The 26,089-nt window shown below is 73.0% G+C and carries 26 protein-coding genes; 16 read left to right on the forward strand and 10 right to left on the reverse strand.

Going from position 1 to position 26,089, the window contains the following annotated elements; genetic code table 11:
* Positions 1–250 precede the first annotated feature (250 nt).
* The 3 genes from ACFXDE_RS27290 (at position 251) to ACFXDE_RS27300 (ending at position 3,624) form a co-directional block, all read left to right on the forward strand.
* A complete protein-coding gene (locus ACFXDE_RS27290) occupies positions 251–1,534 on the forward strand; it encodes a hypothetical protein (protein ID WP_380497341.1) in 1,284 nt (427 codons plus the stop codon).
* Between the two features lie 97 nt (positions 1,535–1,631).
* Positions 1,632–2,120: a MarR family winged helix-turn-helix transcriptional regulator gene (locus ACFXDE_RS27295; RefSeq protein ID WP_380497342.1), complete on the forward strand. Its 489-nt coding sequence runs from the start codon at positions 1,632–1,634 to the stop codon at positions 2,118–2,120.
* Positions 2,121–2,214: 94 nt separating this feature from the next.
* Positions 2,215–3,624: an MFS transporter gene (locus tag ACFXDE_RS27300; RefSeq protein WP_380497343.1), complete on the forward strand. Its 1,410-nt coding sequence runs from the start codon at positions 2,215–2,217 to the stop codon at positions 3,622–3,624.
* A gap of 85 nt (positions 3,625–3,709) precedes the next feature.
* Here ACFXDE_RS27300 and ACFXDE_RS27305 read toward each other — a convergent pair whose 3' ends face one another.
* The gene (locus tag ACFXDE_RS27305) at positions 3,710–4,339 is read right to left on the reverse strand and encodes a hypothetical protein (RefSeq protein ID WP_380444724.1); all 630 of its coding nucleotides are present in this window, start codon (positions 4,337–4,339) and stop codon (positions 3,710–3,712) included.
* Positions 4,340–4,648: 309 nt separating this feature from the next.
* Here ACFXDE_RS27305 and hemL point away from each other — a divergent pair, with 309 nt between their 5' ends.
* From hemL to ACFXDE_RS27340, 7 genes are all read left to right on the forward strand, one after another.
* Positions 4,649–5,977 carry a glutamate-1-semialdehyde 2,1-aminomutase gene (hemL, locus tag ACFXDE_RS27310; protein WP_380497345.1) on the forward strand — a complete coding sequence of 443 codons (1,329 nt, stop codon included), beginning with the start codon at positions 4,649–4,651 and terminating at the stop codon, positions 5,975–5,977.
* Between the two features lie 62 nt (positions 5,978–6,039).
* Complete coding sequence (locus ACFXDE_RS27315; protein WP_380497386.1) at positions 6,040–6,690, forward strand: histidine phosphatase family protein; 651 nt, start codon at positions 6,040–6,042, stop codon at positions 6,688–6,690.
* 197 nt (positions 6,691–6,887) lie between these two features.
* On the forward strand, positions 6,888–7,505 hold the full coding sequence (locus tag ACFXDE_RS27320) for a TlpA family protein disulfide reductase (RefSeq protein WP_380444728.1): 618 nt from the start codon (positions 6,888–6,890) through the stop codon (positions 7,503–7,505).
* Complete coding sequence (locus ACFXDE_RS27325; protein ID WP_380444729.1) at positions 7,502–8,290, forward strand: cytochrome c biogenesis CcdA family protein; 789 nt, start codon at positions 7,502–7,504, stop codon at positions 8,288–8,290. The genes ACFXDE_RS27320 and ACFXDE_RS27325 overlap by 4 nt, the downstream gene beginning before the upstream one ends.
* Positions 8,291–8,292: 2 nt before the next feature.
* Positions 8,293–10,020 (forward strand): cytochrome c biogenesis protein ResB, encoded by a 1,728-nt coding sequence (locus ACFXDE_RS27330; RefSeq protein ID WP_380497346.1) that lies wholly within the window; start codon positions 8,293–8,295, stop codon positions 10,018–10,020.
* A 3-nt stretch (positions 10,021–10,023) separates the two neighbouring features.
* Positions 10,024–11,220, forward strand: a complete 1,197-nt coding sequence (gene ccsB, locus ACFXDE_RS27335) for a c-type cytochrome biogenesis protein CcsB (protein WP_380497347.1) — start codon at positions 10,024–10,026, stop codon at positions 11,218–11,220.
* Positions 11,221–11,345: 125 nt separating this feature from the next.
* Positions 11,346–11,750, forward strand: a complete 405-nt coding sequence (locus tag ACFXDE_RS27340; RefSeq protein WP_380497348.1) for a hypothetical protein — start codon at positions 11,346–11,348, stop codon at positions 11,748–11,750.
* A 39-nt stretch (positions 11,751–11,789) separates the two neighbouring features.
* Here ACFXDE_RS27340 and ACFXDE_RS27345 read toward each other — a convergent pair whose 3' ends face one another.
* On the reverse strand, positions 11,790–12,839 hold the full coding sequence (locus ACFXDE_RS27345; RefSeq protein ID WP_380444734.1) for a ScbA/BarX family gamma-butyrolactone biosynthesis protein: 1,050 nt from the start codon (positions 12,837–12,839) through the stop codon (positions 11,790–11,792).
* 353 nt (positions 12,840–13,192) lie between these two features.
* Between ACFXDE_RS27345 and ACFXDE_RS27350 the strand changes: the two genes are divergently transcribed.
* Positions 13,193–13,819 (forward strand): ScbR family autoregulator-binding transcription factor, encoded by a 627-nt coding sequence (locus tag ACFXDE_RS27350; RefSeq protein WP_380444735.1) that lies wholly within the window; start codon positions 13,193–13,195, stop codon positions 13,817–13,819.
* 49 nt (positions 13,820–13,868) lie between these two features.
* On the opposite strand, the gene ACFXDE_RS27355 is transcribed toward ACFXDE_RS27350, so the two are convergent.
* The 4 genes from ACFXDE_RS27355 to ACFXDE_RS27370 all read right to left on the reverse strand — a co-directional run bounded on the left by ACFXDE_RS27355 (position 13,869) and on the right by ACFXDE_RS27370 (position 17,502).
* Entirely contained in the window at positions 13,869–14,495 is a 627-nt protein-coding gene (locus ACFXDE_RS27355) for a ScbR family autoregulator-binding transcription factor (RefSeq protein WP_380444736.1), read from the reverse strand.
* A 232-nt stretch (positions 14,496–14,727) separates the two neighbouring features.
* The gene (locus tag ACFXDE_RS27360) at positions 14,728–14,937 is read right to left on the reverse strand and encodes an acyl-CoA carboxylase subunit epsilon (protein ID WP_380497350.1); all 210 of its coding nucleotides are present in this window, start codon (positions 14,935–14,937) and stop codon (positions 14,728–14,730) included.
* Positions 14,938–15,044: 107 nt separating this feature from the next.
* Positions 15,045–16,646, reverse strand: coding sequence for an acyl-CoA carboxylase subunit beta (locus tag ACFXDE_RS27365; protein ID WP_380444738.1), 1,602 nt, complete (start codon positions 16,644–16,646; stop codon positions 15,045–15,047).
* 451 nt (positions 16,647–17,097) lie between these two features.
* Complete coding sequence (locus tag ACFXDE_RS27370; protein ID WP_380444739.1) at positions 17,098–17,502, reverse strand: PLD nuclease N-terminal domain-containing protein; 405 nt, start codon at positions 17,500–17,502, stop codon at positions 17,098–17,100.
* A gap of 106 nt (positions 17,503–17,608) precedes the next feature.
* Here ACFXDE_RS27370 and ACFXDE_RS27375 point away from each other — a divergent pair, with 106 nt between their 5' ends.
* Both ACFXDE_RS27375 and mqnP read left to right on the forward strand, forming a co-directional pair.
* Entirely contained in the window at positions 17,609–19,060 is a 1,452-nt protein-coding gene (locus ACFXDE_RS27375; protein ID WP_380444741.1) for a menaquinone biosynthesis decarboxylase, read from the forward strand.
* Positions 19,057–19,986 (forward strand): menaquinone biosynthesis prenyltransferase MqnP, encoded by a 930-nt coding sequence (mqnP, locus tag ACFXDE_RS27380; RefSeq protein ID WP_380444742.1) that lies wholly within the window; start codon positions 19,057–19,059, stop codon positions 19,984–19,986. Before ACFXDE_RS27375 ends, mqnP begins: the two co-directional genes overlap by 4 nt.
* A 20-nt stretch (positions 19,987–20,006) precedes the next feature.
* Here the strand turns inward: mqnP and ACFXDE_RS27385 are convergent, their stop codons facing one another.
* Together ACFXDE_RS27385 and ACFXDE_RS27390 are read right to left on the reverse strand one after the other, a co-directional pair.
* Positions 20,007–20,873 (reverse strand): NAD(P)H-binding protein, encoded by an 867-nt coding sequence (locus ACFXDE_RS27385; RefSeq protein WP_380497351.1) that lies wholly within the window; start codon positions 20,871–20,873, stop codon positions 20,007–20,009.
* 219 nt (positions 20,874–21,092) lie between these two features.
* On the reverse strand, positions 21,093–22,319 hold the full coding sequence (locus ACFXDE_RS27390; RefSeq protein ID WP_380497353.1) for an FAD-dependent oxidoreductase: 1,227 nt from the start codon (positions 22,317–22,319) through the stop codon (positions 21,093–21,095).
* Between the two features lie 102 nt (positions 22,320–22,421).
* On the opposite strand from ACFXDE_RS27390, the gene ACFXDE_RS27395 reads away from it, so the two are divergent.
* Both ACFXDE_RS27395 and ACFXDE_RS27400 read left to right on the forward strand, forming a co-directional pair.
* Complete coding sequence (locus ACFXDE_RS27395; protein ID WP_380497354.1) at positions 22,422–23,195, forward strand: TetR/AcrR family transcriptional regulator; 774 nt, start codon at positions 22,422–22,424, stop codon at positions 23,193–23,195.
* Positions 23,196–23,262: 67 nt separating this feature from the next.
* On the forward strand, positions 23,263–23,631 hold the full coding sequence (locus ACFXDE_RS27400; RefSeq protein WP_380497356.1) for a VOC family protein: 369 nt from the start codon (positions 23,263–23,265) through the stop codon (positions 23,629–23,631).
* Positions 23,632–23,643: 12 nt separating this feature from the next.
* Here the strand turns inward: ACFXDE_RS27400 and ACFXDE_RS27405 are convergent, their stop codons facing one another.
* Together ACFXDE_RS27405 and ACFXDE_RS27410 are read right to left on the reverse strand one after the other, a co-directional pair.
* A complete protein-coding gene (locus tag ACFXDE_RS27405) occupies positions 23,644–24,390 on the reverse strand; it encodes an MOSC domain-containing protein (protein ID WP_380497357.1) in 747 nt (248 codons plus the stop codon).
* A gap of 131 nt (positions 24,391–24,521) precedes the next feature.
* Entirely contained in the window at positions 24,522–25,265 is a 744-nt protein-coding gene (locus ACFXDE_RS27410; RefSeq protein ID WP_380497358.1) for a cyclase family protein, read from the reverse strand.
* Between the two features lie 66 nt (positions 25,266–25,331).
* Here ACFXDE_RS27410 and ACFXDE_RS27415 point away from each other — a divergent pair, with 66 nt between their 5' ends.
* Positions 25,332–26,006 (forward strand): UbiX family flavin prenyltransferase, encoded by a 675-nt coding sequence (locus ACFXDE_RS27415; RefSeq protein ID WP_380444751.1) that lies wholly within the window; start codon positions 25,332–25,334, stop codon positions 26,004–26,006.
* The last annotated feature ends 83 nt before the right edge of the window (positions 26,007–26,089 follow it).

Here is a 26,089-nt window from a genome sequence, read left to right on the forward strand (position 1 = left end):
GACCTCCTCGGCCCCCACACCACCCCCGTCATCTTACACCACCCGCGCCCACCCCCCCCCCCACCCCCCCGCCCCCGGCCCCCCCCCCCCCGTCCGCCGGCCCGGGCGGCGGCGGACCCGCCGCCCGGGTGTGCCCGCCCGGTTGCGCCCCGCCGCCCCGGGCCGGGCGGGGCCGGTGTCGTAGGCTCACTCGACGTCGCCGCGTTCGCCGGCGCGCCGACCACGAGCCGGGCGGGGAGAGCCACAGCAGATGAGCACGGCATCGAGCACCGAGTCGTCCAGCGCCGAACCCGGCGCCCCGACGCCTCCGGTGACGACGGACGAACGGCCGGAGCCGGAGCGCACCGCCCCGGGCCGCTTCGGCGCCCTGATGGACCGCTTCGCGCCCGCGCTCGGCGCGTACGCCGTGGTCAAGGCCACCGGCCTGACCGTCTTCATGATGCTGCTGGCCCACACCGGGGACTACCTCAAGAAGGACCCGGGCCGCGGCGGCGGCGCCCAGCCGTGGGACGTGCTCGGCACCTGGGACGGCATCTGGTACCAGCGGATCGCCGAGAACGGCTACGACCCGCAGCTGATCCCACTGCACGGCTTCCCGCTGGCCAGCTACTACGAGAACTCGGCGGCCTTCTTCCCGCTCTACCCGTGGCTGATGCGGCTGGTCGGCGCGGTCACCGGGCTCGGCCCGTACGGCTCCGGAATCGTCGTGTCGGTGCTCGCCTCGTTCGTCGCGGCGGCCGGCATCTTCGCGGTGGCCGAGCGGCTCGGCGGCTGGCGGGCGGGCGTGATCGCCGCGGTGCTCTGGGGCCTGTTCCCGGGCTCCGGCGTCGAGTGGGCGGTCTACTCGGACTCGCTGTTCGTCGCGCTGTCCGCCTGGGCCTGCTACTGCGTGATGACCCACCGCTGGGTCGCCGCCGGGCTGCTGACCCTGGCCGCCGGCCTCAACCGCCCGACCGCCGCCGCCCTGATCGCCGCCGTCTCGGTCGCCGCCCTGGTGGCGCTCGTCCGGCGCACCGACGGCGTCCGCCGCCCGCTCTTCGCGATGCTGATCACGCCGTGGGGCCTGCTCTGGTACGTCGCCTGGGTCGGCTACCGGATGGGGGACTGGGGCGGCTACTTCAAGCTCCAGCGCGGCGCCTGGAACCGCTACTTCGACTGGGGCGCCTCCACCTCCCGCACGGCCCTGGACGTGGTCACCGGGCACTGGAACTTCTGGCAGTCCAACCCGGCCCCCGACCTGATCGCGATCGCGCTGCTGATCGCCCTGCCCGGCCTGCTGGTGCTGCTGCTGCGGCTGCGCCCGCCGCTGGTCCTGGTGATCTACACGCTGCTGACCATCTTCACCGCGCTGAGCAGCAACCAGATCTTCGACAACATCTCGCGCTACCTGCTGCCGGCCTTCCCGCTCTGCATCGGCCTCGCGGTCGCGCTGCGCCGGGTGCGGACGCCCTCGCTGATCGGGCTGTTCGCGATGCCCGCGATCGCGGCGGGCTGGTACGCCGGGTACGCGCTGTTCGAGATGGGCATCCCGTAGGCCGTCCCGCGCCGGGGCGGTTCGTGTGCGACGGCACGCCGGTTGGTTGGCTACGGGATCATCTGCCGACGGACGGCACGTTGCTAACCTCGGACGCATGACGACGACCCCGCCCGTGCGGCAGATCCGCGACATCTCCGGCCTGCTGGACCACGCGAGCCACGTGCTGGCGACCCGGATGGCGTCGGCCTTCACCGAGCTCGGGATCACCCCCCGCGCGTACTGCGTGCTGTTCCACGCGCAGGAGGCGGAGCGCACCCAGATCCAGCTCGCCGAGCTGGCCGACCTGGACAAGACGACGATGGTGGTCACCGTCGACGAGCTGGAGAAGGCGGGCCTGGCCGAGCGCCGCCCGTCCGCCATCGACCGCCGGGCCCGGATCATCTCGGTCACCGAGGCGGGCGAGCGCGCCGTCGAGCGGGGCACCGAGATCGCCGACCGGGTGCACCGCGAGCTGCTGGACGCCCTGCCGGAGCCCGAGCGCGGGGTCTTCGTGTCGGCGCTGACGCGCCTGGTGGACGGCCACCTGGCGGAGCCCGTGGAGAGCGAGCGGACGGTCCGCCGGGCCCGCCGCGCCCGGAGCTGAGCGGATCGCCGCGAGCTGCTCCCGAGATAGATAGTCCCGAACAAAACAATCTGCTAGCGTCTTACCCGGTACTCGACGAACCGGGAGACCTGCCATGCCCACGCACGCCCCGACCGCGCCCGCCCCGGCGCCCGCCGCCCCCGTCCGTTCCCGCGCACTCGCCCTCGCCGTGCTCTGCGCGGGGATGCTGATGATCGTCCTGGACGGCTCGATCGTCACCGTGGCGCTGCCCGCCATCCGGGACGACCTGCACTTCTCGCCCGCCGGCCTGACCTGGACGGTCAACGCCTACCTGATCGCCTTCGGCGGCCTGCTCCTGCTCGCCGGCCGCCTCGGCGACCTCGTCGGCCGCAAGCGCGTCTTCGTCGCCGGGCTCGGCGTCTTCACCGCCGCGTCGCTGCTCTGCGCCCTCGCCCCCGGCCAGGGCGTGCTGATCGCCGCCCGCTTCCTCCAGGGGGTCGGCGGTGCGACGGCCTCGGCCGTCAGCCTCGGCATGATCGTCACGCTCTTCCCCGAGCCCCGCGAACGCGGCCGGGCCATCGGCGCGTTCAGCTTCGTCGGCGCGGCCGGCGCCTCCGTCGGCCAGGTGCTCGGCGGGGTGCTCACCCAGGCGCTCGGCTGGCACTGGATCTTCCTGATCAACCTGCCGCTCGGCCTCGCCGCCGCCCTGCTCGCCGTCCGCGTGCTGGCGGCCGACAGCGGCCCCGGCCTGCGGGCCGGCGCCGACGGGCTCGGCGCCGCGCTGATCACCGCCGCCCTGATGCTCGGCATCTACGCCATCGTCGGCACCGGCGAGCACGGCTGGGCCTCGGCCCGCACCCTCGGCCTCGGCGCGCTCTCGCTCGCCCTGCTGGCCGGCTTCCTGCTCCGCCAGGCCCGCGCCGCCCACCCCCTGCTGCCGCTGCGGACGTTCCGTTCACGGAACGTCTCCGGCGCCAACGCCGTCCAACTGCTCATGGTCTCCGGGCTGTTCGGCTTCCAGATCCTGATCGCGCTCTACCTGCAGAACGTCCGCGGCTACGGCGCCGCCGCCACCGGCCTCGCGATGCTCCCCGCCGCACTCGCCATCGGCACGGTCTCGCTGGCGCTCTCCGCCCGCCTCAACGCCCGCTTCGGCGAACGCCCGGTGCTGCTGGCCGGTCTCGTCCTGCTGGTCGCCGCCCTCGCGCTGCTCATCCGGCTGCCCGCCGATGCGGACTACGTCCTCGACCTGCTCCCGACGATGCTGCTCGCGGCCGGATTCGGCCTCGCGATCCCGGCCCTCACCGCGCTGGGCATGTCCGGTGCCGGGCCGGCCGACGCTGGCACCGCCTCCGGGCTCTTCAACACCACCCAGCAGGTCGGCGGCGCACTCGGCGTCGCCGTCCTCACCACCCTCGCCGACCGCTCCTCGGATTCACCCGTGGGGGGCTTCCGCGTCGCCTTCGCGGTGGCCGCCGGCCTGCTGGTGCTCGCCACGCTGCTCGCCGCAGTGGTGCTCCGCCCCGCCGGGGCCGACCGGTGACGACACGTCAGACACCTTCGCCCCGAGGCCGGTTCGGCCGTCGGGGCGTTCGGTTTCGTCGGATCTGCCGGTCCGTCCGGCCGCGTTACGGCCAGACCAGGCAGTACAGCTGGTGGCCGGCCTCGTGCAGGCGGTTGGCGAAGTCCTGCCACTCGTGCAGCATGCTGTAGATCACGAAGGCGTCGCGCGGGCCCCGGCGGTCGGGCACGGTGGACCAGATGAAGGCCGCCGCGCCGAGCTCGGTCTCGTCGGCCTTGCGCAGCGGTTCGACGACGTTCTGCGGGAGCTGGACGACGGCGTAGTCGGGGTGCAGCACGACGAGTTCCAGCGGCGGGACCTGGTGCAGCGGGACGCCCTGGATGCCGGTGAGGACCATGGCGCTCATGGTCTCCGGCTTGATCTTGGTGGAGAGGTGCCCGTTGGGGGACCCGCTGGTCTCCATCAGGTCGCCGAGGCGCCCCAGCGAGCCCAGCTCACCCGCGTCCAGGCCGAGTCCGCCCGGGCCGAGCGCGGTGGGGACTCTGGCGGCCGTCGCGCGGTCGGGTGCGCCGAAGTACTTGTACGTCACCCCCACGCGTCCCTCACCCCGCCTCTCGCCGCCGCGGCGACCGCGTCCCGTCCCCGCTCCCGTACCCCCGCGTGCGGCCTCGGCAGGCCTGCGGGAGCCCCCCGCGGCCTCGTCGTAGCCGTCCTGCGCCTCGGACACTCGGACCATCCTCACCGGAATTCGCCGGAATCGACAGACCCCCGCACGCCCGGCGTCCCTCCGGACGTGCTCCTTACCCGTCATGCGCCGCCGTACCCACTCGCGGGCCCTACCCACTCGCGGAAGGCGGCAGTCCTCTCCACACCCCTGCACACAACCGGAGCGCCTGCGCACTCTGAGTGCACAGTCTGACTGGTCCGCGCCGCGGGGCAGTCAGCGCCCCCGTCTCTACGGACAACCGTACAGACAACGGTGCCCGGATCATCGTTCCAGATGATCGGGTCCGACATGCAGAGGTCAAGGACACGATTTGAGACCATGTCTCCCGTGAGCTACCCCTACGAAGCCCCCCAGTCCCAGTCGCTGTTCGACCGCGCGTCGGTCGTCACGCCCGGCGGCGTCAACTCCCCGGTGCGCGCCTTCCGCGCGGTCGGCGGCACGCCGCGCTTCATGGTGTCCGGAACCGGCCCCTACCTCACCGACGCCGACGGCCGCGAGTACGTCGACCTGGTGTGCTCGTGGGGTCCGATGATCCTCGGCCACGCGCACCCCGCGGTGATCGACGCCGTGCAGGCGGCGGTCGTCCGCGGCACGTCCTTCGGCACGCCCGGCCAGGGCGAGGTCGAGCTCGCCGAGGAGATCGTCGCGCGGATCGCCCCGGTCGAGCAGGTCCGGCTGGTCTCCTCGGGCACCGAGGCCACCATGTCCGCGATCCGGCTGGCCCGAGGCTTCACCGGCCGGGCGAAGGTCGTGAAGTTCGCGGGCTGCTACCACGGTCACGTGGACGCGCTGCTGGCCGCCGCCGGTTCCGGCGTCGCCACCTTCGGTCTGCCCGACACCCCGGGCGTCACCGGCGCCCAGGCCGGCGACACCATCGTGCTGCCCTACAACGACCTCGCCGCGGTCGAACAGGCCTTCGCCGCGCACCCGGGCGAGATCGCCTGCGTGATCACCGAGGCCTCGCCCGGCAACATGGGCGTCGTCCCGCCGCTGCCCGGCTTCAACGCCGGCCTGGCCCGCCTCTGCCGGGACAACGGCGCGCTGTTCATCTCCGACGAGGTGATGACCGGCTTCCGCGTCTCCAAGGCCGGCTGGTACGGCCTGGAGGCCGCGCACGAGGGCTGGGCGCCGGACCTGCTCACCTTCGGCAAGGTCATGGGCGGCGGCTTCCCGGCCGCGGCCTTCGGCGGCCGCGCCGACGTGATGGCGCACCTGGCCCCGGCCGGCCCGGTCTACCAGGCCGGCACCCTCTCCGGTAACCCGGTCGCCACCGCCGCCGGCCTCGCCCAGCTGCGCGGCTGCACCGACGAGGTCTACGCGACGGTGGACCGGGTCGCCGCCGAGGTCTCCGGCCTGGTCACCGAGGCGCTCGCCAAGGAGGGCGTGGCGCACCGGCTGCAGACCGCCGGGAACATGTTCTCGGTGTTCTTCACCGAGGCCGCGGTCACCAACTACGACGAGGCCAGGACCCAGGAGGCGTACCGTTTCACCGCCTTCTTCCACGCGATGCTCGCCGAGGGCGTCTACCTGCCGCCGTCCGCCTTCGAGTCCTGGTTCGTCTCGGCGTCCCACGACGAGCGGGCGATCGAGCGGATCGCCGCCGCCCTGCCGGCCGCCGCCCGCGCGGCCGCCACGGCCACGGCCTAGTCCACCCCGAGCCCCAGGAGTCTTGAGAAGTGAGTGCCGAAGAGATCACCGTCGTCCACCTGATGCGGCACGGTGAGGTGCACAACCCGGAGGGCGTCCTGTACGGCCGCCTGCCGGACTACCACCTGTCCGAGCTGGGCTGGCGGATGGCCGACCGGGTCGCCGAGGACCTGGCCGGACGGGACATCACCCACGTGGTGGCGTCCCCGCTGGAGCGGGCGCAGGAGACCGCCGAGCCGATCGCCAAGGCGCACGGCCTGGAGGTCGCGGCGGACGCGCGGCTGATCGAGGCGGAGAACATCTTCGAGGGCAAGACCTTCGGCGTCGGTGACGGCTCGCTGCGCAACCCGGGCTACTGGAAGTACCTCACCAACCCGTTCAAGCCCTCCTGGGGCGAGCCCTACCTCGACCAGGTCGTGCGGATGATGGGCGCGCTCGGCGCCGCCCGGGACGCCGCCCGCGGGCACGAGGCGGTCTGCGTCAGCCACCAGCTGCCGATCTGGATCGTCCGCTCCTTCGTCGAGCGCCGCCGGCTGTGGCACGACCCGCGCAACCGGCAGTGCTCGCTGGCCTCGCTGACCAGCTTCACCTTCGAGGGCGACAAGATCGTCTCGGTCGGCTACCGCGAGCCGGCCCGCGACCTGCTGCCCGCGCACCTGGTGGGCAAGGGCCGCAAGGGCGACAAGCCGGTGGGCAAGAGCTTCGGCGCCTGAGGCTCCGAGGCCCGCGGACGACGCGCCCGAGGGCCCGTTCGAGACTCGCCCGAACGGCCCGTAAGCGGGGTGTAAGTATGGGGCCCGGCCGTCCGAAGATCACCGGACGGCCGGGCCTCGCCGCAGGTCAGAGGGGGTGCCACGCGCAAGGCAGGACCCCCCCGAACCTGCCTGGAACTCCATGCGAAACTTTTCACATGTCTGCCATGGCGCGCCCCCGCCCCCGTGTCGCCGCAGCCGCCGCCGCTACCGCCGCCGCCGCTGCGCTCGTCCTCACCGGATGCTCCTCGTCGGGTTCGTCGAGCAGTGGTGACGGGCAGCTCGGGTTCGTGACGGTCAAGGGCACCAACGTCTCCAAGGCGGAGGCCGGCCACCGCGAGGACGCGCCGGACATCGCCGGGGAGACCCTGGAGGGCAACCAGGTCAAGCTCTCGGACTACCGCGGCAAGGTCGTCGTGCTGAACGTCTGGGGCTCCTGGTGCGGGCCGTGCCGGGGCGAGGCGGACGACCTGGAGCGGGTCTGGCAGAAGTACAAGGACCAAGGGGTCCAGTTCCTCGGCGTCAACACGCGCGACACCGAGAAGGCCAACGCCCTCCGCTTCGAGCAGGAGAAGGGCGTCACCTACCCGAGCATCTTCGACCCGGCCGGCACCCAGCTGCTCAAGTTCCCCAAGGGCAGCCTCAACCCGCAGTCGATCCCGACCACGCTGATCATCGACCGGGACGGCAAGCTCGCCGCCCGCGCCGTCGGCGGCACGGTCGACGACGCCCTCGAGTCGGTGCTCCAGCCGGTGGTCGCGGAGCCGAAGCAGTGAGCGCGGAGGCCGCCGGCACCGTCCTGCGGCTCGCCGACACCACCGCGACCGTGCAGAGCGGGGCGCTGCTGGTCGCGGCGCCGGTCGCGCTCGCGGCCGGGCTCGTGTCGTTCTTCTCGCCGTGCGTGCTCCCGCTGGTGCCGGGCTACCTGTCGTACGTGACCGGCTTCTCCGCCGCCGACCTGGCCGACGCGCGCGGCACCCGGCGCGGCCGGATGCTGCTCGGCGTGCTGCTGTTCATCCTCGGCTTCACCGCCGTCTTCGTCTCCACCGGCGCCCTGTTCGGCTACTTCGGCCAGGAGCTGCAGGGCTACAAGCGGACGATCGACATCGTGCTGGGCGGGCTCACCGTCGTGATGGGCCTGGCCTTCATGGGCCTGGTCCCCGGGCTGAGCATGCGCGAGGTGCGCTCGCACCGCCGCCCGGCGGTCGGCCTGCTGGGCGCCCCGGTGCTGGGCGTGGTGTTCGGCGTCGGCTGGACGCCCTGCATGGGCCCGACCCTGACCGCGGTGCAGAACCTGGCGCTCAACCAGGCCGACGCCCAGCGTGGCGCGCTGCTGACCACCTTCTACTGCCTGGGTCTCGGCGTACCGTTCATCCTGGCCGCCGTCGCCTTCCGCCGAGCGCTCGGCGCCTTCGGGTGGGTCAAGCGGCACTACCCGCTCGTCATGAGGATCGGCGGCGGCATGCTCGTCGCGGTCGGTCTGCTGCTCGTCACCGGTGTCTGGGACGCGATGATGTACCAGCTGCAGTCCTGGACCGCCGACTTCCGGATCGGAATCTGACCGTGAGCAACACCACGACCGACACCGAGCAGCCGCCCCCGGCGCCGGCCGACGCGGCGGCCGAGCGGCTCAGCACCGCCCCGGTCGAGTCCGACGGCCCCACCGGCATGGGGGTGCTCGGCTGGCTGCGCTGGATGTGGCGCCAGCTGACCTCGATGCGGGTCGCGCTGATCCTGCTCTTCCTGCTGTCGCTGGCCGCCATCCCGGGCTCGCTGATCCCGCAGAACGGCCAGAACCAGTTCAAGGTCGAGACGTGGAAGGCGCAGCACACCACGGTCGCGCCGATCTACGAGAAGCTCCAACTGTTCGACGTCTACAGCTCGGTCTGGTTCTCGGCGATCTACATCCTGCTGTTCCTCTCGCTGGCCGGCTGCATCGTCCCGCGCACCTGGCAGTTCGTCGGCGTGCTGCGGGCCCAGCCGCCGGCGGCGCCGCGCAACCTGACCCGGATGCCGGTCTACGCGGCCTGGCGCACCGGGGCCGACGCCGAGGTCGTCAACGCCGCCGCGCACCGGCTGCTGCGCCGGCGCCGGTTCCGGGCGCACCTCGCCGACGGCGCGGTGGCCGCCGAGAAGGGCTACCTGCGCGAGGTCGGCAACCTGCTGTTCCACCTGTCGCTGTTCGCGCTGCTCGGCGGCTTCGCCTGGGCGAGCCTGGCGGCCGGCACCGGCGGCAAGCTGATGGTGGAGGGCGACGGTTACTCCAACACCATCACCCAGCTCGACGACTTCACCGGCTCGGCCTTCTACACCAGTGACGACCTGGACCCCTTCTTCCTCAAGCTGAAGGGCTTCACGGCCAAGTTCCAGGACCAGGGCGACCAGATCGGCGCCGCGCGGCAGTTCACCGCGAACGTCGAGTACTACGCGGGTGACGACGCCGCGAAGCTCAAGCAGGGCACGATCGAGGTCAACCACCCGCTGGAGATCGGCGGTTCGAAGGTCTTCCTGATCGGCCACGGCTACGCCCCGGTCATCACCGTGCGCAACGGCAAGGGCGAGGTCGTCTACACCGGCGCGACGCCGTTCCTGCCGCAGGACGCCAACATGACGTCGACCGGCGTCGTGAAGGTGTCCGACTACGGCATCGGGCCGAAGGGCACGAAGACCCAGATGGGCTTCTCCGGCTTCTTCCTGCCGACCGCCCCGCTGAGCTTCGCGGGCACCGGCCCGATCTCGCTCTTCCCGGGCGACGCCGCCCCGGAGCTGGTGCTGAACGCCTACGAGGGCGACCTCGGCACCGACTCGGGCCTGCCGCAGAACGTGTACCAGCTGAACACCAGGAACATGACCCAGCTGCAGCTGGACGAGCAGCCGGCCAAGGCCCTGCTGAAGCCCGGCCAGGGCTGGACCCTCCCGGACGGCTACGGCAGCGTCACGTTCGAGGGCTACAAGCAGTGGGCCAGCTTCAACGTCTCGCACCGTCCGGGCAACGCGATCGCCCTGACCGGCGCGGTGCTGGCGATCCTCGGCCTGATCGGCTCGCTGTTCGTGCAGCGCCGCCGGATCTGGGTGCGGGCGGTCGCCCTGCCGGAGGGCGGCACCCTGGTCGAGCTGGCCGGGCTGGCCCGCAGCGAGTCGGCGAAGATCGCCGAGGAGCTGGCCGAACTCGCGGTGGACCTCCAGGACGACGCCCCGGCGTCCGAGGAGGACGAGGACGACGAACCCGACCGGGCACCGGAAGCACCCGCGGACCCCACAGCCCCTGCCGACCAGAACTCCAAGGAGTAGACGGTGCATCTCGCCTCGGGGGTCGACCCACAGCTGGCCGACCTCTCCAACAAGCTGATCTATTCGGCGATGGCGGTCTACACGATCGCCATGTTCGCCCACATGTTCGAGTGGACGTTCGGCAGCAAGGGCGCCGTCGCCGTCCGCTCGAAGGAGCAGTCGGGCAGCCTGGCCGAGACCGTCGCCGCGGCGGGGAACCAGCCGGCCAGGGCCGCGAAGAAGGTCACCGTCACCGTGGCCGGCGCGGGCGGCGGCACCACCACGCTCACCCGCACCGCCCTGGCGGGCGAGGGTGCCACGGTGGTCACCAGCGGCCGCGGCGACGACGAGGTGGACGGCCCCGGCGCGGCCGGCAGCAGCGAGAAGGCCGACCTGGCCGGCCGCATCGCGGTCTCGCTGACCGTCCTGGCGGCACTGCTGCACGTGGGCGGCGTGGTCACCCGCGGCCTGTCGGTGTCCCGCTGGCCGTGGGGCAACATGTACGAGTTCTCCTGCGCGTTCGCGCTGGCCATGACGGCCGCGTACCTGGTGCTGCTGGCGGCGAGGAAGAACGTCCGCTGGCTCGGCCTGCCGGTCACCGTCGCGGTGCTGCTCACGCTCGGCATCGCCACCACCGTGCTCTACACCGACTCCGAGCAGCTCGTCCCCGCGCTGCACTCGTACTGGCTGGCGATCCACGTCTCCACCGCGATCTTCTGCGGCGGCGCCTTCTACGCGGCCTTCATCGCCACGCTGCTGTACCTGTTCCAGGACTCCTACCACCGCCGGGTCGAGGCCGGGCTGTACGAGTACCTGAAGCCGGGCGCCGCCCGCACGGCCGGCCAGCAGCAGAGCGACCTGCGCACCGGCCTGGCCCGCGTCCGGGTCTCGGTCTGCAACCGCCTGCCCGCCGCGTCGACGCTCGACAAGCTGTCGTACCGGATCAACGCCCTGGTCTTCCCGCTGTGGACCTTCACCATCATCGCGGGCGCGATCTGGGCCGAGGCGGCCTGGGGCAAGTACTGGGAGTGGGACCCGAAGGAGACCTGGTCGTTCATCACGTGGGTGGCCTACGCCTGCTACCTGCACGCCCGCGCGACGGCCGGCTGGAAGGGCCGCAAGGCGGCCTACCTGGCGCTGGCGGCCTTCGCCTGCTGGCTCTTCAACTACTACGGCGTGAACATCTTCGTCACCGGCAAGCACTCGTACGCGGGTATCTGACCGGAGCGGAACACACCCACCGGCCCGGCGCTCCACGGTTGGAAGCCGGGCCGAGGTGCGACAGGGGTAGTTCGTGCCGGCCGCCCCGCGCCGGTACGGGGAGGAACCGAGGAGGAAATCGCGCAATGGAGTGCGACGAGGTCATGCTGACCGTCCGAATCACCGCCGCAGAGCGCACGCTGCTCCGCCGGCTCGCCCAGGGGCACCGCAGCGACGTGTCCGAAGTGGTGGCCGACGGGCTGCTGGACATCATCCCCACGATCAGCTCGCCGTCCGACGCCTACCGGCTGCTGGGCGCCCTCACGGCGCCCGCGCCGTGCGCGCTGACGGTCTGGCTGCCGACCGCGCTGGCCGACCTGCTGGTGCCGGGCGCGGCGAGGCTGGCCCAGGTGACGGGCATCCGGGTCGGGTCGGCCAGTGCCATGCTGGGCGCCGCACTGCGGCTCTGGCTGGCCCAGGACCCGGTCCGGCTGGCCGCCAACCTGAGCGTGATGCACGCCGGCCGCCCGTCCGCGCTCGTCGCGGCGTAGGGCGGCGTAGGGCGGCGTAGGCGGCGTAGGGCGGCGGGCTCAGCAGGCCAGCGGCAGCCCGGTGCCGCCGAGGTCCGGCGCGGTGGGGCGGCCGTCGAAGCCGTCCCGCCGGGCCGAGGGGACGCACGGGCCGTCCAGCGGCTCGGTGAGCAGCCGGCAGTCGGCCGCCGTCCGGCCGTCCTGGATCAGCAGCACCCGGACGGGCACCCGGCGGCCGTCCGGGGCCCCCTCGCGGACGGCGCGCACGAGGCAGGGCCGGTCCAGCTCGATGTAGCGGTCGAACGAGGAGACCAGTTCGACCGGGGCGACCGGTTCGGGGTGCCGCAGCCGCTGGGCGGCCTGCCGGGCGGCCTCCAGCACCAGCATCCCGGGCACGTGGTCGAGCGTGTGGTCGAACAGCACCGGGTGCGCGGCGTCCGTCCGCAGCACCCAGCTGTCGGGCAGCAGGGTCGGGCTGAGCACGACGTCGGAGGGGTGCGCGCGGCCGACCAGCTCGGGAGTCGTGGGCGGGCCGGGGCGGACGGGCGTGACGCCGCGCCGCGCCGGGCCGCGCAGCCGCGCGTAGGAGGCGGGGGAGATGACCCGCAGCTGCCCCGAACCGCGTCCGACCGTCCGGCCGCCCCTGGTGATCTCGGCGTGCATCCGCAGGGAGGCGAGCCGGCCGCCGCGCATCCGGACGTCCTCGCAGACGGCGTCGAGCATCAGCGAGGCGGGTTCGGTGGTGACGGCGAGGCCGGCCAGTCCGGCCGGGCCGAGCGAGTAGTCGAGGTCGTCCATCGCGAAGTGGTGGCCCTTGGGCACGCCGAAGCCCACGTGCCCGATCAGCAGACCGGCCTGCCGGACGGTCTCGGCCATCAGCACCGGGTCGTGGTGGCGGTCGCCGGGCAGCCGGTAGAAACCGTGCATCCGGGGCCACTGGGCGCCGATCCGGAACTCGTACGGGCCGGCCGCCTGCCAGCCGGTGAGGAGCACCTCGGACACCGAGGTGCGGTGGACGAGGTGGCGGGAGACGGTCCGTTCGTGGAAGTCGTAGCCGGTGACGGGGTGGGCGTAGGGGTCGCGGGCATCCGGCTCTACGATCAGTGGCATGACGGGCCCCACTCCAGGGTGTCGGTCGAGCGGCCGGTGCGGACGCTTGGCAAGCAAAACATACAGACCACCCGGTTTGTGAGTCGCGTTCGGGGTCGCCCCCGTCGGGCGGCCCGACGGGACCACGCTACCGGGCCTCTGGGCTGCGGGAATGCCTGGCGTCCGGCACCCAGGACCTTGGGCGGGGGTGCCTCCCCGCTGGACGGCGGGGTTGGCCGAGGCGGTAGATTAGATACCAACCATGCGGTTTAGGTGGCGTCCGTCCGCATGCGAGGCGTCGTACCCCACCTCGTCGGCGCCCTGACACCAGCCGGGCGGCGGGGCCGCGGCCGGTCGAGTCCGGAGGGGCCTCAGTGGTCAAGCAGGAACGCGCGGGGCGGACCAGGCAGGCCGTGCTGCTCGCCGCGGCGAGCACGTTCGCGGACGTGGGCTTCGAGTCGGCGAGCCTGGTCGACATCAGCCGCCGGGCCGGCGTCAGCAAGGGCGCCCTGTACTTCCACTTCGTCTCCAAGCAGGCCCTCGCCGACGGCGTGCGCGCCGCGGCGGGCCGGGAGATCGGCTCGGCCGCGCTGCGGGCCCTGCGCGCCGGCGGGCCCGCCGTCCAGGACCTCGTCGACCTCTCGCACGAACTCGCCCGGCTGCTGCGCGAGGACGTGGTGGTCCGGGCCGGCGTCCAGCTCGGCCGGGCCGGCCACGGCCCCCGCCGGGACGCCGCCGACCCGTCCGGCTCCGGCGCGGCCTGGCGCAGCTTCACCGCCGTCGTCCACCGCCTGCTCGGCCGCGCCGCCGAGGCCGGCGAACTGCGCCCCGGCATCGACCGCTGGGCCGCCGCCGAACTGCTCACGACGCTCGCGGCCGGCCTGGTCCTGCTCGCCGCCGAGGACGCCGCCCGGCTCGGCCCGGAGGCCGTCCGCGGGACCTGGGCGGCCGCGCTGCCCGCCCTGGTGGACACCGGCCGCTGCGCCGCCTACCGGCTCTGACGCCGGCCGGCCTCGGGGCCCGGTGGGCCTCAGGAAGCCTCAGGACGTGTCAGGAAGCCGCCGGGACGCGCTCGACGACGCTCAGCCTGGTCAGCGCGTGCGGCTGGACGAGACCGGGCAGCAACAGGGTCCAGAGGTCGGCGATCCGCTCGATGAGGTCCTGCCGGTCGGTCAGCACCTGGGAGCTCAGCTGGATGCCGGTGACGGCCCCCTGCAGCACCAGGGCCGCGCCGCGCAGGTCGATCCCCGGGTGCAGCTCCCCGGCCTCCTGCGCGCGCTCCAGCAGCTCCCGCGTCGCGTCCGACCAGCCCTGGTAGGCCGCGACCTGGGGCTGGGTGAAACTGCCGTGCTCGATCGTCAGACGGATGCTGCCGCGCACCAGGACGTCGTCCTGGAGGGCTCGGGCGAACGCGTACGACAGGTCGATCAGGGTCTGCATCGGGCTGTCGGAGGACGGCTCCCAGGTGGCCAGCCACGCGCTCTGGCCCTCCAGGATGACGGCCAGTGCCAGCTCCTCCTTGGAGCGGAAGTGGAAGTACAGCGCGCCCTTGGTGACGCCGGCCCGCTCCAGGATGTCCGACATCGTGGCGGCGGCGTAGCCGCGCTCGTCGAACACCTCGGCCGCCGCGAGGAGTACCGCCTGGCGGGTCGCCAGTGCGCGGGCCTGCCTGGCCATCGCAGCCTCCCTGGATAGTTCTGGTACCTCGGCAGCGGCCGATCCTATGGGGGCCGACGGGCGGGCGGGCCGCATACCGTCCAGTAGGTATCCTACCGAGCCGCTCGCGGCCCGGTCCGGGGCTTCCTCCGGGCCGGCCCGGCCGGGCGGGTACGAACGGCGGAACCGCGACGGCCGGCCACCCGGTGGGGCGGCCGGCCGTCGGCGGCGAATCGTCAGGAGGGGCGGGCCGTCAGGCGGCCTGCTGCCAGCTGACCGGCGAGTAGTAGGCCGGGCGGCGCTCCAGGCGCTGCCAGTTGGCGATCGGCTCGACCGGCGCGACGGCGGCGGCCTGCTGCGTGGCGGCGGCGCGCGCCATCAGGACGGCCGTGAGGGCGGCCAGCTCCTCGTCGGAGAGGGAGCCGCGGACGATGCGGACGAGGGGTTCGGCGGAAGCGGTCATGGTGTGTGGTTTCTCCCCCGGGCTGTGGTGTGTGGTCTCGCTCGGTGACGTGCGCCGTGGGGCGCGCGGTCTTCCGGGTGCTGCTGCGACGCGGTGGCCCGCGACCGCTACATCGGCGGGTTGCCGTGCTTGCGGCTGGGCAGGTCGGCGTGCTTGGTGCGGAGCATGGCGAGCGCCGAGGCGAGCACCTCACGGGTCTCGGCGGGGTCGATGACGTCGTCCACGAGGCCGCGCTCGGCCGCGTAGTACGGGTGCATCAGCTCGTTCTTGTATTCCTTGATCTTCTGGGCGCGCATGGCGTCCGGGTCCTCGGCGCCGTTGATGTCGCGGCGGAAGATCACGTTGGCGGCGCCCTCGGCGCCCATGACGGCGATCTCGTTGGTCGGCCAGGCGTAGGTGAGGTCGGCGCCGATGGACTGGGAGTCCATGACGATGTAAGCGCCGCCGTACGCCTTGCGCAGGATCAGCGAGATCCGCGGGACGGTGGCGTTGCAGTACGCGTACAGCAGCTTGGCGCCGTGGCGGATGATGCCGCCGTGCTCCTGGTCGACGCCGGGCAGGAAGCCCGGGACGTCCAGCAGGGTGACCAGCGGGATGTTGAACGCGTCGCACATCTGGACGAAGCGCGCGGCCTTCTCGCTGGCGTTGATGTCGAGGACGCCGGCCAGCGACTGCGGCTGGTTGGCGATGATGCCGACCACGTGGCCGTCGACCCGGGCCAGGACGCACAGGACGTTGGTCGCCCAGCGCTCGTGGACCTCCAGGTACTCGCCGTGGTCGACGATCTCCTCGATGACCTTGCGCATGTCGTACGGGCGGTTGCCGTCCGCCGGCACCAGGTCGAGCAGGCTGTCGTTGCGGCGCGCGACCGGGTCCTCGCTGAGGACGGACGGCGGCATCTCGCGGTTGTTCTGCGGCAGCAGCGACAGGAGGTAGCGGACCTCCTCGATGCACGACTGCTCGTCGTCGTAGATGAAGTGCGCCACGCCGGACACGCCCGCGTGGACGTCGGCGCCGCCGAGGCCGTTCTGGCTGATCTTCTCGCCGGTCACGGCCTGGACGACGTCCGGGCCGGTGATGAACATCTGCGAGGTCTCGCGGACCATGAAGACGAAGTCGGTCAGCGCGGGGGAGTACGCGGCGCCGCCGGCGCACGGGCCGAGCATGACGGAGATCTGCGGGATGACGCCCGAGGCCTTGGTGTTGCGCTGGAAGATGCCGCCGTAGCCGGCGAGCGCGGTGACGCCCTCCTGGATGCGGGCGCCGGCGCCGTCGTTCAGGGAGACCAGGGGCGCGCCGGCCGCGATGGCCATGTCCATGATCTTGTGGATCTTCTGCGCGTGGGCCTCGCCCAGGGCGCCGCCGAAGATCCGGAAGTCGTGCGCGTAGGTGAAGACGGTCCGGCCGTGGACGGTGCCCCAGCCGACGACGACGCCGTCGGTGTGCGGCTTCTTGGCCTCCAGGCCGAAGCCGGTGGCGCGGTGCCGGCGCAGCGGCTCGACCTCGTGGAAGGAGCCCTCGTCCAGGAGCAGGTCGATGCGCTCGCGGGCGGTCAGCTTGCCCTTCGCGTGCTGGGCCTCGGTGGCCTTCTCGCTCGGGCCGCGCCGGACCTTCTCGCGCAGTTCGTGCAGCTCGGCGACCCGACCTCGGGCGTCGGCCGGGATCTCCGGGATCTCGCCGCCGACCGGCGCCTCATGCACAACCGTCATCTCGAACCACTCCAAGGGTGAGGGAACTGTCCGACAGCCAACGTCTGCTGTGCCCCCGGCTGCGAATCACTTTCTTCACTTATGACTGTACGAGGGGCCGTGCGCTGGTTTCGGCGTCGATTCCGTACAAGGTCGGGAGCGTTTGGCTGTCAGGCCTGCACAGAAGCGACCGGGCCTCACCCGATGCGCTCGGTGTCCGTTCGAATACCGGGGGTTGTCGGACAGATGATGGTCCGATGATCTGAGCATGAAGGAAAGCGCAGGTCAGGGCCGTCACCCAGGAGCGTAGGCGAGCCGACTGGGGCCCCGCTCAAGCGTCGCTAAAGTCTGGTGGGACGACCGGGGGAAGTCGTGGTAGTGGGGCCGGAGTCGTAGGGAAGCGCCAAAAACGCCACAGCCCACCCGACGCCTGCCGGGTGGGCTGTCCGAGCGATCCCCCGAACGGGCCGGGTCAGCCCTTGGAACCGTCCTCCGGCTCGTCCTTGCCGCGCAGCTCCCGCTCGCGGCGGCGCAGGTCCGCCTCCCACTGCTTGAGCATGTCCTCGTGCCCCTTGTCGTCCTTCTTCAAGGAGGCGAGGAACTCCGGGTCGTCGTCCGGTGCGAGCGGACGGCCGCCGCGCGGGCCCGCGTGCTCCGGACGGCCGGAGGCCGGCCCGCCGCCGGCGACCCGCGCGCCGCCGCGCTGCTTGCCCGCCACGAGCCAGGCGATCGAGCCGACCAGCGGGAACAGCAGCACGATGATCACCCACACCACCTTGGGCAGGTGCTTCACCTCGTCCTCGGGCGTGGTCAGGCAGTCGATGAAGGCCCACACCCACAGGGCGAGCGGAACGACGAAGGTCAGGATCCTGAGCACGGCGGCGATCTCCCCCGGCGACGGCGAGTGTGGCGGGCTGCGTCCTGGGGCCCTCCCCGGGGGCCCTTGACGAAGCCAGGCTATCGGGTGGCGGATACTGACTGGCATGGCATACGACGATCTCCGCTCGTTTCTCCGGGCCCTCGACCGCGAGGGTGACCTCAAGCGCATCAAGGCGGAGGTGGACCCGCACCTGGAGATCGGCGAGATCGTCGACCGGGTGCAGAAGGCCAAGGGCCCGGCGCTGTTGTTCGAGAACGTCAAGGGCTCGTCGATGCCGCTCGCGATGAACGTCTTCGGCACCGAGCGGCGCCTGGCCAAGGCGCTCGGCCTCAAGGGACCGGACGACATCTCCGAGAAGATCGCCGGCCTGCTCAAGCCCGAGCTGCCGCAGGGCTTCACCGGCTTCCGGGACGCCTTCGGCAAGCTCGCCTCGATGGCGCACGTCCCGCCGCGGCACGTGAAGGACGCCCCGGTGCAGGAGGTCGTGCTCACCGGCGACGACGTCGACCTGGACGAGCTGCCCGCGCTCTTCACCTGGCCGATGGACGGCGGCTCCTTCTTCAACCTGGGCCTCACCCACACCAAGGACCCGGACACCGGCATCCGCAACCTCGGCCTCTACCGGCTCCAGCGGCACGACCGCCGGACGATCGGCATGCACTGGCAGATCCACAAGGACAGCCGCAACCACTACGCGGTGGCCGCCAAGCGCGGCGAGCGCCTGCCGGTCGCGATCGCCTTCGGCTGCCCGCCGGCCGTCACGTACGCGGCCACCGCGCCGCTGCCGGGGGACATCGACGAGTACCTGTTCGCCGGGTTCGTCGCCGGTGAGCGCGTGCGGATGGTCGACTGCAAGACCGTCCCGCTCCAGGTGCCGGCCGACGCCGAGGTCGTGCTGGAGGGCTGGCTGGAGCCCGGCGAGATGCTCCCCGAGGGGCCGTTCGGCGACCACACCGGCTTCTACACGCCGCAGGAGCCGTTCCCGGCGCTGAAGATCGACTGCGTGACGATGCGCCGCCGCCCGGTCCTGCAGTCCATCGTGGTCGGCCGCCCGCCGACCGAGGACGGCCCGCTGGGCAAGTTCACCGAGCGGTTCTTCCTGCCGCTGCTGAAGATCATCATCCCGGACATCGTCGACTACGACCTGCCCGAGGCCGGCGGCTTCCACAACTGCGTGATCGTCTCGATCGACAAGAAGTACCCGAAGCACGCCCAGAAGACGATGCACGCGATCTGGGGCGCGCACATGATGTCGCTGACCAAGCTGATCATCGTGGTGGACGCGGACTGCGACGTGCACGACTACCAGGAGGTCGCCTGGCGGGCCTTCGGGAACGTCGACTACAGCCGCGACCTGACGGTCGTCGAGGGCCCGGTCGACCACCTCGACCACGCCTCCTACCAGCAGTTCTGGGGCGGCAAGGCGGGCATCGACGCGACCCGCAAGCTCCCCGAGGAGGGCTACACCCGCGACGGCGGCTGGCCCGAGATGGTCTCCTCGGACCCGGCCACGGCCGCTCTCGTGTCGCGTCGCTGGAAGGAGTACGGGCTGTGAGCACGGGAGTCGGTACGCTCGGCAACGGAGGACAGGGCGAATCTCCCCGCACCCGCGGGGGTGTGTCGGCCTTCCTGCGGCTCGTGATGATCGAGCACTCGGTCTTCGCCCTGCCCTTCGCCTACATCGCCGCGCTGACGGCCATGTTCCTCGCCGACAAGCGGGTGCACTGGGGCCAGCTGTTCGTCGTCACGGTCTGCATGGTCGGCCTGCGGACCTTCGCGATGGCCGCCAACCGGATCATCGACCGCGAGATCGACGCCCGGAACCCGCGCACCGCCGGGCGCGAACTCGTCACCGGCGCCGTCTCCCTGAAGACGGCGTACACCGGCTCGGCGGTCGCCCTGGTGGTGTTCCTGGGCGCCGCGGCCATGCTGAACCCGCTGTGCCTCGCGCTCGCGCCGGTGGCCGTCGTGCCGATGGTCGTCTACCCGTACGGCAAGCGGTTCACCGACTTCCCGCAGGCGATCCTCGGACTGGCGCAGGCGATGGGTCCGGTGGGCGCCTGGCTCGCGGTGACCGGCACCTGGTCCTGGGAGGCCGTCGTGCTCGGCGCGGCGGTCGGGATCTGGATCGGCGGGTTCGACCTCATCTACGCCTGCCAGGACGTGCAGTCCGACCGGCACGGCGGCGTGCGCTCGGTGCCGGCCCGCTTCGGCATCCCGGCGGCCATCCGGGGCGCCCGCGCCTGCCACCTCGTCACCACGGCCCTGCTGGCCTGGTTCGGCGTCCTCACCGGCGCCGGCGTCGCGTTCTGGATCGGCCTGGTCGTCGTGGCCGGCGCGTTCGTCTACGAGCACACCATCGTGCGGCCGAACGACCTGTCCAAGCTCAACCGCGCGTTCTTCCAGACCAACGGCTTCGTCGGCATCTCGCTGTTCTTCTTCGCCCTGGTGGACCTGGTCATCCGGGGGCTCGGGGTCTGACCGGCGGCCCCCGGGCGCGCTCAGCGGAACAGGGCCGCGTGGTCGGCGGCCCAGTTGCGCAGGCTGCGCGGCGGGCGGCCGGTGATGTCCTCGACCGTGCTGGTGACCGGCTCGGGGTCGCCGATGCGGGCGTGGACGAAGTCGAGGGCGCTGTCGACGATGGCCGGGGGCCAGCCGGCGGTGAGCATCCGCAGGCGGGCGGCGTCGCGGGGGAGCTCCTCCCAGCGGGCCGGGAGGCCGACCGCCTCGCCGATGATCCGGACCTGCTCCTCCTGGCTGGGGGACTCCGGGCCGGTGAGCACGTACCTGGCGCCCTCGTGGCCGTCCTCGGTGAGGGCCCGCACGGCGACGGCGGCGATGTCCCGTTCGTCGACCAGGTTGAGCCCGGCCCCGCCGCCGAAGCCGCGGACGGCGGCGTCGGTGCGGATCTCCTCGGCCCAGCGCAGGGTGTTGGCGGTGAAGCCGTGCGGGCGCAGGAAGGTGTACCGGACTCCGCTGCCGGCGATCAGGGCCTCGATCGCGGCGTCCGGCCGGCCCGGCGACTCGGAGCCCCGGCCGGGCACGTCCCGGACGGCGGCGGAGGAGAGGAAGACCACCTTGCGGACGTGCCGTGCCATCGCCGCGACGGCGGCCGCGGCGCCGTCGGCCGTCGGGTAGGGCCAGATCAGGAAGGCGGCGTCGGCGCCGGTGGCGGCGGCTTCCAGGCTGTCCGGGTCGAGCAGGTCGCCCTGGACGTACCTGGGCTGCCGGGCCAGGTCCGGGTGGCGGGTCAGCGCCCGGACGCGCACTCCGGAGGCGAGCAGCTGCAGGGTGACGTGCCGGCCGACGGTTCCGGTGGCGCCGACCACGAGTATGTCCGACGAGCCGTCAATTCGCTTCTGTGTCATGTCTCGACGGTATGCGGCGAAGATGAGACCCCCCATGCGCGCGGATCTCCGGTTCATGCGCGATCGTCTACCGTCGTGCGCCCTCCGGACCGGCGCCCCCGGCACGGCCGCGGCCGGTCCCGCGCCTCTCGCGTATGGACGCGTGGTGGCGCACGGCGTCCGCCGCGCGCCTCCCGTGCGACTTCGAGCCCCTCGGCGCCGCCGCCGTCGGCCGACCGGTCAGGCCGACGCCCGGCGGGCGAAGGCCGGCGCGTGCTCCGGGCGCGGGCCGAGGGCGATCAGGCGGGACGGGATCTGCCGGAAGCCCGGCACGAAGCGGGCGAGCAGGACGAGCCGGGTGGGCGGGCCGACCCGGCGGCCGGCCAGGACCGGGGCGAACATCACCTCGTGCAGGAGCCGCTGCATGCGCTGGATCACCGCCATCGGCAGCCACCGGCGCCGCTGCACCCGCGCGAGGTCGGCTTCGGTGACGCGCCCGCGCCGCAGCGGTTCGGCGAGCAGCGCGGCGGTGGCCACCGCGTCCTGGATGGCGAGGTTGATGCCCACCCCGCCGGCGGGGGACATCGCGTGGGCGGCGTCGCCGATCAGCAGGAGGCCGTCGGCGTACCAGCGGTGCAGCCGGTTGAGCCGGACGTCGAGCAGGTGGACGTCGTCCATGCCCGCCAGCTGGTCGACCCGGTCCGCGTACCGCGGCATCAGCCGGGCGATCCGGGCGCGGAAACGCTCGATCCCTTCGGCCCGCAGGCGGGCGTCGGAGCCCTTGGCGGTGAAGTAGGCGATCTGGAAGTAGTCCTCGCGGGTGAGGCTGATCGCCAGCTCGCCGCGCCCGAACGCGGGCGCGAGGTTCGGCGGGACACCCTGCTCGTCGGCGTGCCGGGGCAGCCGGAACCACCAGGTGTCGAACGGGACGGGGAACTCCTCGGGCACCAGCCCGGCCTCCCGGCGGAGCACCGAGTGCCGGCCGTCGGCGGCGACGGTGAGCGCGGCGCGGATCTCGCCCTCCTCGCCGTCCCGGGTGCGGTAGCGCACCCCGGCGACCCGGCCGCCGTCCCGGATCAGGCCGGTGGCCTCGGTGTTCATCCGGACGGTGAACGAGGGCTCCTTCCTCGCCTGCCGGAGGAGGAAGTCGAGCAGGTCCCACTGCGGGATCATCGCGATGTAGTTGTACGGCGCGGGCAGCTTCTCGAAGGCGCTCAGCGCGACGTCGCCCACTCCGGGCACCGGCACCACCATGTTGCCGAGCCGGCTCTGCGGCAGCTCCGCGAACTCGCGGCCGAGCCCGAGCTCGTCCATCAGCCGCACGGTGGACGCGTGGACGGTGTCGCCGCGGAAGTCGCGCAGGAAGTCACCGTGCTTCTCCAGCACGGTCACCTCGACGCCGGCCCGGGCCAGCATCAGGCCCAGCATCATGCCGGCCGGTCCGCCCCCGGAGATGACAACGCTCATGGCAGTTCTCCCCTCAGTGCCTGGCTGGTCACTCTCTGCGTGGAACTCGCATAAACAGATTCTCTGGAACCGTCTCAGGTGTCAAGTAGTACGATGCTCCACATGAAGGATCTGGTGGCCGCGGCGCTGGCGGCGGCGAAGGAGCGCGGCCAGGACGTCGCGGACGTCCCCCTGACGGCGATCGCGACGGCCGCCGGTGTCTCCCGCAGCACGCTGCTGCGCCGCCTCGGCGGCTCCCGGGGCGCCCTGGACGAGGCCGTCCGGCGGGCGGGCGTCGACCCGGGCGGGCGGCGCCCGGTGCGCGAGCGCGCGGTCGACGCGGCGGCCCGGCTGGTGGCCGAGCGCGGCCTGGGCGGGATCACCCTGGACGCCGTCGCGGACCACGCGGGGTGTTCGCTGCCGAGCCTGCACGCCGTCTTCGAGGGGCGGGACGGCCTGCTCTCCGCCGTGTTCGAGGCGCACGGCCCGCTGCCCGACCTGGAGGCCCTCGCGGCCGATCCGCCCGAGCAGCTCGCGGACACCGTGCGGGCGCTCTACCGGCTGTACGCGGCGGCCCTGGAACACGAGCCGCGGATCGTCCCCGCGGTCTTCGCGGACCTGTTCAGCCGTCCGGACGGCCCGGCCGCGCGGATGATGACCGCCCACCTGCCCCGGATGGTCGACGGCCTGGGCCGGCTGCTGCTGCCGCACGTCGAGGCCGGGCGGCTGCGGCCGCTCCCGATGCCGGTGCTGGTCCAGCTGCTGCTCGGCCCGGTGATCAACCACGTGCTGCTGCGGCCGGTCCTCGAACCCGCGCTCGGCGCCGGGCTGCCCTCGCGGGACGAGGCCATCGAGCTGTTCACCGAGGCCTACCTGCGGGCGGTCGCGCTGCCCTGAGCTCCGGACCGCCCGTCCGGCGGCGAGAATCGGCCCCGGACGCAACCACCGGAGGACGGAGAAGGCCGTGATCGGCAAACTGCAGTGCCTGGTGCTCGACTGCCCGGAACCGGCCGCGCTGGCCCGCTTCTACGCGGGCCTGCTGGGCGGCGAGGTCGACCGGCCGGATCCGCGCTGGGCGCTCGGCGACGGCTGGTCCACGCTGCACCTGGACGGCGGCGCGGTGCTCTGCTTCCAGCGCGTCGCCGACCACCGCCCGCCCCGCTGGCCGGATCCGGAGCACCCCCAGCAGGCGCACCTGGACGTCGACGTCGAGGACCTGGACGCCGCCGAGCGCGCGGTGCTCGCGCTCGGCGCCGTCCGTCTGCACGACGCCGGCGGCTGGCGGGTCTTCGCGGATCCGGCGGGGCATCCGGTGTGCCTGATCCGTGGCTGACGCATCGTCAATTCATTGACCTGCTTGCTCCATTGCGATGGATCGGGCGAGCGTCAGCCGGTCGCCCACGCGCAGCCGGCCCGGCGCGGCGACCTCCGCGAGGGCGTCGAGCCGGCCGTCGTGGGCGGCCACGACGGCCTTGAGCAGCTCCGGCGCGTGCGGGAGCCCCGGCTGGGCGGCGGAGGTCATGGCGCAGCGCTCGCTGGAGCGGACGAAGGCGAGCCGGGCGCCGTCCGGGGCTTCGGTGCGGCCCTCGCGGCCGAACCAGGTGTCCTCGACGAACGGCGGGGTGCCGGGCGGGGTGCGCAGCACGATGTTGGGCCGGAACCGGCGTTCGTCGACGACGGTGAGCGGGGCGGCCTCGCGGGCCCAGTCGAGGGTGGCGGTGGTGATCACGCTCACCGGCAGCTGGTCGAAGTGCGAGACGGCGTCCTCGCGGGCGAGTTCGACGTCCTCGCGCTGGAGGTAGGCGCGCAGGAAGGCGGTCGGGTCGGCGACCGGGCGCCCGAGCGGGTCGAACAGCTCGGGGCCGTCGAGCCGGTGGCCGAGTCTGGAGGAGAGCCGCAGCAGGCCGTCCATCCGCCGGAAGCGGCGGGTGTTCTTGCCCGAGCCGAACCTGCCGGCCGCGTCGCGGACGGCGTAGAGGCGGTCGCCGGCCAGGCCGCGCCGCTCCACCTCGACGGAGTCGAGCCGCTCGCCGCCGGTGGACTTCACGGGGTAGCGCCAGAGTCGCTCGATCACTCCGATGATCTCTGCCATGGGCGGACAGCGTACCGGCGGGTCCGGGGGATGGTCTAGACCAAGTCTGGCTGGGCAGTTGGCCGGAACCGGACGCTCCCGGACCGGCCCGGAAAAGGGCGCGGGCGCGGCCGTTCCCGCGCCCACCGGGGTCACCCCAGCCGGGCCACCGCCCGGACCGGTGCGCCGTCCGCCGCGACCAGCCGCAGCGGGAACAGCGAGACCTCCACCGGCAGTCCGGCCTCCTGGGCGTCCAGCAGGGCCCGCAGGTCGGTCAGGTTCTCCGCGATCACCCCACCGCCGGGCGCTCCCAGCAGCACCCGGTGCGCGGCCAGGGTCGGCTCGTCGGCGGCCGGGTGGTCGTGCTCGTCGGTGAGGTCGGCGAGCAGCGCGGCCACCGCCGGGTCGCCCGGCCCCGGGTCGGGGGTGGGGTCGACGCTCAGCGCGTCCACGCCGACCGTGCGGACCCCGGCCGCGACGATCGCCTCGGCCGCGTCGGGGGTCAGGCTCGGGTGCGCGAAGTACGCGTCGGTGGCCCAGTGTCGCGCCCAGCCGGTGGCCAGCAGCAGGACGGTCCCCTCGCCCGCCCGCTCCAGCGCGGGCGCGAGCAGCTCGGGTGTGACGGCCGCCCGGGGCTCCAGCCCGCGCAGGTCGGCGACCACCGCGGGGCCCGTGAAGAGCTCCAGCGGGAGCCCGTCGAGCGTCGGCCAGGTCACGTCCACGTGGTACGGGGCGTCCACGTGCGTCCCGGACTGCGAACCGAGGTGCAGGGCCAGCACGTTCACCCCGGCGGTCGCGGTGGTGAGCGCGGGCTCCAGCACGACCGCCGGATCGCCGGGGTAGACCGGCATCGCGGTGGTCACCTGGTGGGTGAGGTCGACGAGGGTCGCTGCCATGGCCTCATCCTCGCAGGGGGACGCGCGGATGCGGCCACGCCGGGTGGGGCCGGATAGAAATGGCCCATGGGAACAGTGAAGCGTCAACCGTGGGTGGTCGGGGTCTCGGGTGCGTCCGGGACGCCGTACGCCGCGTCCGTGATCCGTGCGCTGCTCGCGGCCGGGGAGTCCGTCGACCTGGTCGTCAGCCGGGCCGCCCGGCTCACCATCCTGGACGAGACCGGCATCTCCTTCCGGGACGCCCACTGGCGCACCGACCTCGCCGAGTGGCTGGGCGGTGACGAGGGCCTGGACGACGTCCGCTACTGGTCCGCGGGGGACTTCGCGGCCGGCCCGTCCAGCGGCTCGTACCCGGCCAAGGGCATGCTCGTCGTCCCCGCGACCACCGGCGCGGTGGCCGGGATCGCGCTCGGCCTGAGCAAGGACCTGCTCCAGCGGGTGGCCAGCGTCACCCTCAAGGAGCGCCGCCCGCTGGTCGTGTGCGTCCGCGAGACGCCACTCAACGGGGTGACGTTGAAGCACTTGGTGGAACTGGACGCGCAGGGCGCGGTCGTGCTCCCCGCGTCGCCCGGTTTCTACGCGGGCGGCTCCACCGTGCGCGAACTCGTCGATTTCGTCGCCGGCCGGGTGCTGGACGCCGTCGGCGTGCCGCACTCCCTGTACCTGCGCTGGGAAGGGGAGTTGGGCGCGGCGGCGCGCCGGAGCGGCGGCGGCGCACCGGCGACGGCTGAGGGGGAGTGAGGAAGCCGGGGCCGGGAGAGTATGTTCTCTGCGATATCCGGGTTGGTCCCTGCACGGCGCCTTTGAATCCGGATAATGATCTG

This window comes from Kitasatospora sp. NPDC059408, from assembly GCF_042751525.1.
In the GTDB taxonomy this organism is placed as follows: Bacteria; Actinomycetota; Actinomycetes; order Streptomycetales; family Streptomycetaceae; genus Kitasatospora.

Bases quoted from the DNA above. Each gene is read 5' to 3' on its own strand.
- ACFXDE_RS27290 (WP_380497341.1), top strand. From the start codon at position 251: ATGAGCACGGCATCGAGCACCGAGTCGTCCAGCGCCGAACCCGGCGCC.
- ACFXDE_RS27295 (WP_380497342.1), top strand. From the start codon at position 1,632: ATGACGACGACCCCGCCCGTGCGGCAGATCCGCGACATCTCCGGCCTG.
- ACFXDE_RS27300 (WP_380497343.1), top strand. From the start codon at position 2,215: ATGCCCACGCACGCCCCGACCGCGCCCGCCCCGGCGCCCGCCGCCCCC.
- ACFXDE_RS27305 (WP_380444724.1), bottom strand. From the start codon at position 4,339: ATGGTCCGAGTGTCCGAGGCGCAGGACGGCTACGACGAGGCCGCGGGG.
- hemL (WP_380497345.1), top strand. From the start codon at position 4,649: ATGTCTCCCGTGAGCTACCCCTACGAAGCCCCCCAGTCCCAGTCGCTG.
- ACFXDE_RS27315 (WP_380497386.1), top strand. From the start codon at position 6,040: ATGCGGCACGGTGAGGTGCACAACCCGGAGGGCGTCCTGTACGGCCGC.
- ACFXDE_RS27320 (WP_380444728.1), top strand. From the start codon at position 6,888: ATGTCTGCCATGGCGCGCCCCCGCCCCCGTGTCGCCGCAGCCGCCGCC.
- ACFXDE_RS27340 (WP_380497348.1), top strand. From the start codon at position 11,346: ATGGAGTGCGACGAGGTCATGCTGACCGTCCGAATCACCGCCGCAGAG.
- ACFXDE_RS27345 (WP_380444734.1), bottom strand. From the start codon at position 12,839: ATGCCACTGATCGTAGAGCCGGATGCCCGCGACCCCTACGCCCACCCC.
- ACFXDE_RS27355 (WP_380444736.1), bottom strand. From the start codon at position 14,495: ATGGCCAGGCAGGCCCGCGCACTGGCGACCCGCCAGGCGGTACTCCTC.
- ACFXDE_RS27360 (WP_380497350.1), bottom strand. From the start codon at position 14,937: ATGACCGCTTCCGCCGAACCCCTCGTCCGCATCGTCCGCGGCTCCCTC.
- ACFXDE_RS27365 (WP_380444738.1), bottom strand. From the start codon at position 16,646: ATGACGGTTGTGCATGAGGCGCCGGTCGGCGGCGAGATCCCGGAGATC.
- ACFXDE_RS27375 (WP_380444741.1), top strand. From the start codon at position 17,609: ATGGCATACGACGATCTCCGCTCGTTTCTCCGGGCCCTCGACCGCGAG.
- ACFXDE_RS27385 (WP_380497351.1), bottom strand. From the start codon at position 20,873: ATGACACAGAAGCGAATTGACGGCTCGTCGGACATACTCGTGGTCGGC.
- ACFXDE_RS27390 (WP_380497353.1), bottom strand. From the start codon at position 22,319: ATGAGCGTTGTCATCTCCGGGGGCGGACCGGCCGGCATGATGCTGGGC.
- ACFXDE_RS27395 (WP_380497354.1), top strand. From the start codon at position 22,422: ATGAAGGATCTGGTGGCCGCGGCGCTGGCGGCGGCGAAGGAGCGCGGC.
- ACFXDE_RS27405 (WP_380497357.1), bottom strand. From the start codon at position 24,390: ATGGCAGAGATCATCGGAGTGATCGAGCGACTCTGGCGCTACCCCGTG.
- ACFXDE_RS27410 (WP_380497358.1), bottom strand. From the start codon at position 25,265: ATGGCAGCGACCCTCGTCGACCTCACCCACCAGGTGACCACCGCGATG.
- ACFXDE_RS27415 (WP_380444751.1), top strand. From the start codon at position 25,332: ATGGGAACAGTGAAGCGTCAACCGTGGGTGGTCGGGGTCTCGGGTGCG.